The sequence below is a fragment of the Bacillus cereus genome, from assembly GCF_002567495.1.
GTDB lineage: Bacteria > Bacillota > Bacilli > Bacillales > Bacillaceae_G > Bacillus_A > Bacillus_A cereus_AQ.
The window spans coordinates 22,501-28,972 of the sequence record NZ_NVAP01000022.1; the positions used below are offsets into that span (position 1 = coordinate 22,501).

The following is a 6,472-nucleotide window of genomic DNA, read 5'->3' on the forward strand; positions in this document are numbered from 1 at the left end:
AAAAACTGAAAATTAAATCTTTTATTTCTTTAGTAATTAATATAAAATTCTATATATATCATAGAAATAAATTTGATACATAATGATTTTGCGTAGAAATGTTAATAGAATGAAGCGAGGGAGCGAAATGAGACAGAAAAAGGAGCAGAAAAAACAATCGAAAAAGAAAAAGACTCATATTCCATTTCGGTTAAATGTACTATTTTTTATTGTCTTTCTTTTATTTTCAGCTATTATAATTCAATTAGGTAAAGTACAAATCATTGATGGAGAAACGTATAGAAATGAAGTAAACAAAAAGGAAGATGTAACGGTAAGCACTCCCGTTCCTAGAGGGAAAATGTTTGATCGGCAAGGTCACGTTATTGTAAATAATAAACCATTGCGAACCGTTACATATACGAAAATGAGAGGAGTAGACTCAAAAGAAGTTTTACAAGTAGCAAGAGATTTAGCCAAGCTAATTGAAATGTCGCAAGAGGACATGGATAAGTTAACAGAGACAGATAAGAAAGATTTTTGGATGCAGTTAAATGAAAAGCGGGCAGCAGCGAAAGTAACGAAAGAAGATGAGAGTAAATTTAGAAAGCAAGAAATAGAAGGAAAAGAATTAGATAAAAAAGTAGAAGAACTGCGCCGGGAAAGAATTACGCAAGAAGAATTAAATGAGCTTTCAAAGGAAGATATAGAAGTATTAGTAATTAAAAGCAAAATGAATGCAGGATATAAAATGACACCGCAAATCGTTAAAAAAGATGTAAGTCAAAATGAATATGCTGTCGTTAGTGAAAGGTTGGCAAGTTTACCAGGGGTAGATACGACAGTAGATTGGGAACGTGAATACCCAAATGATAAAATACTGCGCTCTATACTAGGTAGCGTTTCTAATGAAAATGAAGGGTTGCCAAGAGAGCAATTAGATTATTATTTAGTTCGTGATTATAATCGAAACGACCGTATTGGTAAAAGTTACATCGAAAAACAATACGAAGATGCACTACATGGAACGAAAGAACAGTCTAAAAATATTATGGATAAAGCAGGGAAGATTGTTCGAACAGAAAAAGTGACCGAAGGAAAAAGTGGAAATAATTTAATGTTAACAGTCGATATGGATTTGCAGAAAAGAGTAGAGGGAAGTCTTGAAAAGAATTTACGAGCCTTTCATGCTGCAGAGCCGATGATGGATCGTGCGTTCGTAGTAATGATGAATCCGAAAAACGGTCAAATTTTATCAATGGCAGGAAAGAAAATTGTAAATAAAGATGGCGGTATGCAAATAGAAGATTATGCATTAGGAACGATGACAAGTTCTTATGAGTTAGGATCAACTGTAAAAGGGGCTACTTTATTAGCTGGATATCAAACAGAAGCGATTAAGCCGTATACACATTTCTTTGATGCACCAATGTATTTTAAAGGAAGTTCTAAGCCGAAGAAATCGTGGAAAGAATTTGGGGATATTGATGATTTAAGAGCTTTACAAGTGTCATCGAACGTTTATATGTTTAATACAGCTTTAAAAATGGCAGGCATTAATTATGTCCCAAATAATCCATTAGACATTAAACAAGAAACATTTAATAAAATGCGCTACTATTTTAGACAATTTGGCCTAGGTGTGTCGACTGGTATTGACCTGCCAAATGAATCAATCGGTCAAATAGGTAGAACTGATAACATACCCGGATTTTTACTTGATTACGCGATTGGACAGTATGATACATATACGCCGCTTCAGCTTGCACAATATATTTCCACAATTGCAAATGGCGGTTACCGAATGAAACCACAAATTGTACAAGAAGTTAGAGAGCAACCGAATAGACCAGAGGATGTAGGAAAAGTCGTTCGGTCGATTGAACCAGTTGTATTAAATAGATTGGATATGGACACTTCGTACATTAATCATGTAAAAGAAGGATTTAGAAGAGTTTTTCAAGAAGCTGACGGAACAGGTACCGGAACGTTTAAAGGTCTACCATATAAACCAGCGGGAAAAACAGGAACAGCTGAGACAGTATATGGTGGAGAAAGTGATATTGGAAGAGATGAGAACAACAACCGAAAAAAATGTTATAATTTAACTCTTGCCGGTTATGCACCATATGATGCTGATCCGGAAGTAGCTTTTTCAGTTGTTGTACCATGGGTGAATGATGATAAATCAGGAATTAATTCTGCGATTGGTAAAGAGATTTTGGATGCGTATTTTGAATTAAAAACAAATAGATCAAATACAAATTCAATTCCAGTAGAACAACCGAACAAGGCACAGTAAAAATAGTATCACTGCATGGAAACATATTGTGCAGTGATATATTTTTTGAGTTAAAAAGCGCTTTATAAGGTGGGAATGGATATGAAAAAGGAGATTAAGAGAGGCTGGGGAAAGTACATACTATTTATATTTGTGATGGTAATAGGCTACCATTCTTTTACTTTATGTAAAGTGGAAGGCGAATCGATGCAGCCGACTTTATATGAAGAAGACTACGTATTTGTAAATAAAGCAGTAGTACGTCTTTCTAATTTACAGCACGGAGAAATTGTCATTATAAAGGAAGAGGATGAATCGAAATATTATGTGAAACGTGTAATAGGACTTCCTGGTGATGTAATTAACATAACGAATGGAAAGGTATATGTGAACGATAAAAAGCAAGAAGAACCATATACGAACAAAGATTTATTTAACAACACACAAGTGTTTTATAACTTTCAAAAGACAAAAATTCCGCCAAATAAGTTATTTGTAATGGGAGATAACCGCGAAGTGAGTAGAGATAGTCGCAATGGCTTAGGATATATTGAAGAAGATAACATAATTGGCAAGGTGGAATTTGTATATTATCCTTTTTCAAAAATGAAAATGATAGAATAAGTGGGGATGTGCAAAACCCCACTTATTAAAGTTTCACTTTATTTTCTTTAAAAAACCTTTTGGATTAAATGATATGAAAAATTTATGTTTAGACTCGTCGATTATGAAGTTATTGTTTTTAGTTAAAAACTCTTCCACAGCTTCCATCGGGCCAGGACCCCAATCGGAAAGAAGTTAGAGGTATCTTCTACAATCATATAACTGCCAGTAGTGACGATAGATTTATATAGTGAGAGATATTATGTGGTAAGGAATTGTAAGGAGAGTGTTTTCACTTGAAAATAAGCCAAATAATTCATGTGGAAAATGAAAGGAAATGATCATATGTATAAGTACACAATTTGCTTTATTAGAAAAGGCGATAAAATACTGCTATTAAATAGAAATAAAAAGCCGAATATGGGAATGTGGAATGGTGTCGGAGGGAAAATAGAAGAAAATGAAACGCCATATGAAGGAATAATTAGAGAAACGTTTGAGGAAACGGGTATAGATCTTTCAAGCGTAACATATAAGGGGAATGTTGGTTTTAAAGATAAAGACGAGCCACGGGCTAGTGAAGGAATGTATGTATTCCTTGCTGATTTACCAGATGGAACACACTTGGATACACCATTAAGTACAGCTGAAGGATTATTAGAATGGAAAGAAATTGATTGGATATTAGATTGTGATAATAGAGGTGTAGTTAGCAATTTACCAAAATACTTACCGATAGTATTAACAGAAGAAAATAAATTAGAGCATATATTCACGTACGATAACCGGAATATTATTCATTACACAACTGCATGTTTGACAGAAGATGATGCGAACAAACGATATGAAAATCAACTCGTTTCTCAATAGAAAAGGGTATGAAAACAATTACTTTTTATAATCTATTAAAATATTTAACTGAGAAAAAGACATGTTTAAAGCACCGTTTATATTTTGATTAAAACAATATTAATGATTGTAGGCGCAACCTTTATCTGGTTAGCGTCTTATTTATTGTTGAGGAAAGATAGGTAGAAAAAATAGACTAGTAAACAAGCTGTTTTTGACTTTTAAACATAGAATAGGATGAGTCTTATAAAAAGAGGAGGGTATGGTAGCTATGGGGTGTAATTGTAATTTCAGACATTTCCGAAATTGTAATAGATTTTGGGATGATTTAATGTTTTGTAGACGCAGACATAGAGATTGTGATGAATGTCGTTGTAAACGTGACCGTGATTGTGATAAATGTCGCCGTAAATGTAATCATGATCGTGACTGTGATTGTGATAAGCGTAGGGAGTGGTAAATTTCTTTGGAAGAGTGCTTTGAAGAAAAGCACTCTTTTTTATTTAGTATTCTATATTATTAGCTGCGAATCGCTTTAATCATAAAACGATGTTGCTTCACATCAAAACATCCTTTTTGTAAAATAATCTCATGAATACGATATAACTCCTCATAATACCTTTTGACAGTAAAATCAGGAATTTGCCACGGAATTGCTTTTAAATAATAGACGATAGCACCAATATCATAAAAACGTTGAAAAGGAAACTCTTCTTTTGCTTCTAAAATAGTAAATCCATGTTGCTCTAACTCACTACACGCAGTTTCAAGTGACCAACTGGCAAACTCACTATTTAGAGGCGTGTCAAATTGTTCATTAAGTTCCGCGCAATCAAGACCGCCAACTTGTTGTGTAAGAAATGTTCCATTAGGAGAAAGTATTCTATTTACCTCAGAAGCAGAATAGGATTCATGTTGATTCATAATGAAATCGAACTGACAATTTTGAAATGGTAAAGCAGTATCATCGGTCACCTCTACAACAGTAATCCCTAAAGGTTCTAATTTCTTTCGAGCAATTGGCACGTTTGGTGCGTAGCCCTCAGTCGCATAAATAGTTGATGGGAACGGTTGTAACATAGATAAAAACTCTCCGCCGCCAGTGCCCATATCTAGCATTGTTTCTGCACATTGCATAAGCTGAAAAGCAGTACTGCCGTACGACCACGATAAGGGCTCGCTCTTCATTCGACCCGTTTTTGAAATGAAAGAAAAATCCCAGCCACTAAAGTTTGTATTTGCGCTTTCTAATAAAGTTAAAAATAATGGATCACGTTTCATAATTTTGTCCTCCTATTTTTTAATGGATGATATGATGAGAAAAGAAAAAGGGAGGACCTCTTATTAAAGAGAAACGGTTTTACGTTTCGTGTTCGAATAGATTCATATAAGTTTGCTCCTAGTGAGAATAGTTATTTGTATATTCGGTATAACCGAGTAAAAATCCTTTGAAGTTATAAGGAAAGGATAATGTTTGAGAGAGAAAAAGCCCTTATACTTCAAAAATGAAGTATAAGGGCTTTTGTTTAAAATACTTAAAAAGAAAAATCTTTTGGCAAAGTACCATTTTTAATAACTGTTCTTAACCCATGTTTTATAATCCAAGGATTAACAGGATGCTGTTTATCACGTAATTGCTGTAACCATTGAAAAACGAGATCTTTATCTTCTTTTGTAATATCGTTCATATGATTGGCGACTGATTTTTGAACATATTTAGAAGGGTCATTCATTAATGGCTCAAGAAGCTGTAAATTGTTCTTAAACTCACCTTTTAGAGCTCCTATTTTTTTAGCCCAAGGAAGTCTTGGCCTTGTACCTTCTGAAACTAATCTCCTAATATGGCTGTTTTCGTCATGAATCCACTGTTGTAGTATGTCTAGTGTGTCTTCATGGTATGTTTCAAGAAAAGACCGAATGGTATATTCAGCAGTATTTCTTTTCGTTATTTCATACATGGCGTTGAAAGAGGATTCAAAATCGTTAAGCCCATATTTTTCAACGTATTTTGCGATAGGCATGTACATATATCCGTTTGTAAATGTGCCTACTTCTGTTGTATTTTCTGGTCCCAATGTTTTCAGTAATATATGTATAGCTGCATTAAAATCCTTTTGTAAAGCATTGTGTAATTCATCTGCTATTACTTCAATACGTTGCTTTAACTCTAAATGTTCAACTTTACATGTTACAGAAGCTACGAAGTTTTTTTTAGAGAAATTAGGATCGTGTTTACAAATAGAATCAGCCATTTTTCCTGCTAATTCTTCATTAAATAAAAACTTTAACGGAACATATTTACCCATTCTTTCACCTCAGTGGTCAGCTAAAAACAATTTTTATTTTTTAATCGACAACCCATAAACTAAAGTCTCACTCGGAGTCGTAATACTAAAACCTGTCGTTTTATAATCAAGCTTTACCGTATCACCAGTGTAGTCTTTCGTAAATGAATCCATTTGTACGATAAAATCAGCATCTTCATATACAACATCATCCGCATCATATGTATCCCAAATTAAATCGACATCAACGAAAATACTACAAGAGTTCGTCATTGTTCCTCTAATGCGAATGATCTTTTTATCTTCACGTTCTAATCTATGTATAGCTTCTTTTGCTTCATCAGTAATACGAATGTTCATGGTATCCCAACCTTTATTTATATTTCTTCTATTATGGCAAAAACAGGAGCAATAGGGAAGTAAAGAGGTTTGCAACAAAAAACGAGCAAACAAATTTAAAATGTACCCTATAGAA

General features: G+C 33.8%; 7 protein-coding genes and 1 pseudogene. 4 read left to right on the top strand and 4 right to left on the bottom strand.

The features are described 5' to 3' along the window. The first annotated feature begins 127 nt into the window (after positions 1-127). Together COK05_RS09940 and lepB are read left to right on the top strand one after the other, a co-directional pair. The gene (locus COK05_RS09940; protein ID WP_016081082.1) at positions 128-2,281 is read left to right on the top strand and encodes a peptidoglycan D,D-transpeptidase FtsI family protein; all 2,154 of its coding nucleotides are present in this window, start codon (positions 128-130) and stop codon (positions 2,279-2,281) included. An 81-nt stretch (positions 2,282-2,362) separates the two neighbouring features. Then, positions 2,363-2,884 (top strand): signal peptidase I, encoded by a 522-nt coding sequence (gene lepB, locus COK05_RS09945; RefSeq protein WP_016081083.1) that lies wholly within the window; start codon positions 2,363-2,365, stop codon positions 2,882-2,884. Positions 2,885-2,917: 33 nt separating this feature from the next. Here the strand turns inward: lepB and COK05_RS09950 are convergent. After that, positions 2,918-3,120: pseudogene (locus COK05_RS09950) on the bottom strand (CmcI family methyltransferase); the annotation flags it as partial. Positions 3,121-3,190: 70 nt separating this feature from the next. Between COK05_RS09950 and COK05_RS09960 the strand changes: the two are divergent. Next, positions 3,191-3,733, top strand: coding sequence for an NUDIX hydrolase (locus COK05_RS09960; RefSeq protein WP_176539434.1), 543 nt, complete (start codon positions 3,191-3,193; stop codon positions 3,731-3,733). A 250-nt stretch (positions 3,734-3,983) separates the two neighbouring features. Continuing rightward, entirely contained in the window at positions 3,984-4,172 is a 189-nt protein-coding gene (locus tag COK05_RS31700; protein WP_098612448.1) for a hypothetical protein, read from the top strand. 59 nt (positions 4,173-4,231) lie between these two features. Here COK05_RS31700 and COK05_RS09970 read toward each other — a convergent pair whose 3' ends face one another. The 3 genes from COK05_RS09970 to COK05_RS09980 form a co-directional block, all read right to left on the bottom strand. Further along, on the bottom strand, positions 4,232-4,993 hold the full coding sequence (locus COK05_RS09970; protein ID WP_098612449.1) for a class I SAM-dependent methyltransferase: 762 nt from the start codon (positions 4,991-4,993) through the stop codon (positions 4,232-4,234). Between the two features lie 254 nt (positions 4,994-5,247). Continuing rightward, entirely contained in the window at positions 5,248-6,018 is a 771-nt protein-coding gene (locus COK05_RS09975; protein WP_098612450.1) for a DNA alkylation repair protein, read from the bottom strand. A 33-nt stretch (positions 6,019-6,051) separates the two neighbouring features. Beyond that, positions 6,052-6,357 carry an iron-sulfur cluster biosynthesis family protein gene (locus COK05_RS09980; RefSeq protein WP_141538993.1) on the bottom strand — a complete coding sequence of 102 codons (306 nt, stop codon included), beginning with the start codon at positions 6,355-6,357 and terminating at the stop codon, positions 6,052-6,054. Positions 6,358-6,472 lie beyond the last annotated feature (115 nt).

Coding starts and splice junctions, on each gene's coding strand:
- lepB (WP_016081083.1), top strand. CDS start 2,363: ATGAAAAAGGAGATTAAGAGAGGCTGGGGAAAGTACATACTATTTATA.
- COK05_RS09960 (WP_176539434.1), top strand. CDS start 3,191: ATGAAAGGAAATGATCATATGTATAAGTACACAATTTGCTTTATTAGA.
- COK05_RS31700 (WP_098612448.1), top strand. CDS start 3,984: ATGGGGTGTAATTGTAATTTCAGACATTTCCGAAATTGTAATAGATTT.
- COK05_RS09940 (WP_016081082.1), top strand. CDS start 128: ATGAGACAGAAAAAGGAGCAGAAAAAACAATCGAAAAAGAAAAAGACT.
- COK05_RS09980 (WP_141538993.1), bottom strand. CDS start 6,357: ATGAACATTCGTATTACTGATGAAGCAAAAGAAGCTATACATAGATTA.
- COK05_RS09970 (WP_098612449.1), bottom strand. CDS start 4,993: ATGAAACGTGATCCATTATTTTTAACTTTATTAGAAAGCGCAAATACA.
- COK05_RS09975 (WP_098612450.1), bottom strand. CDS start 6,018: ATGGGTAAATATGTTCCGTTAAAGTTTTTATTTAATGAAGAATTAGCA.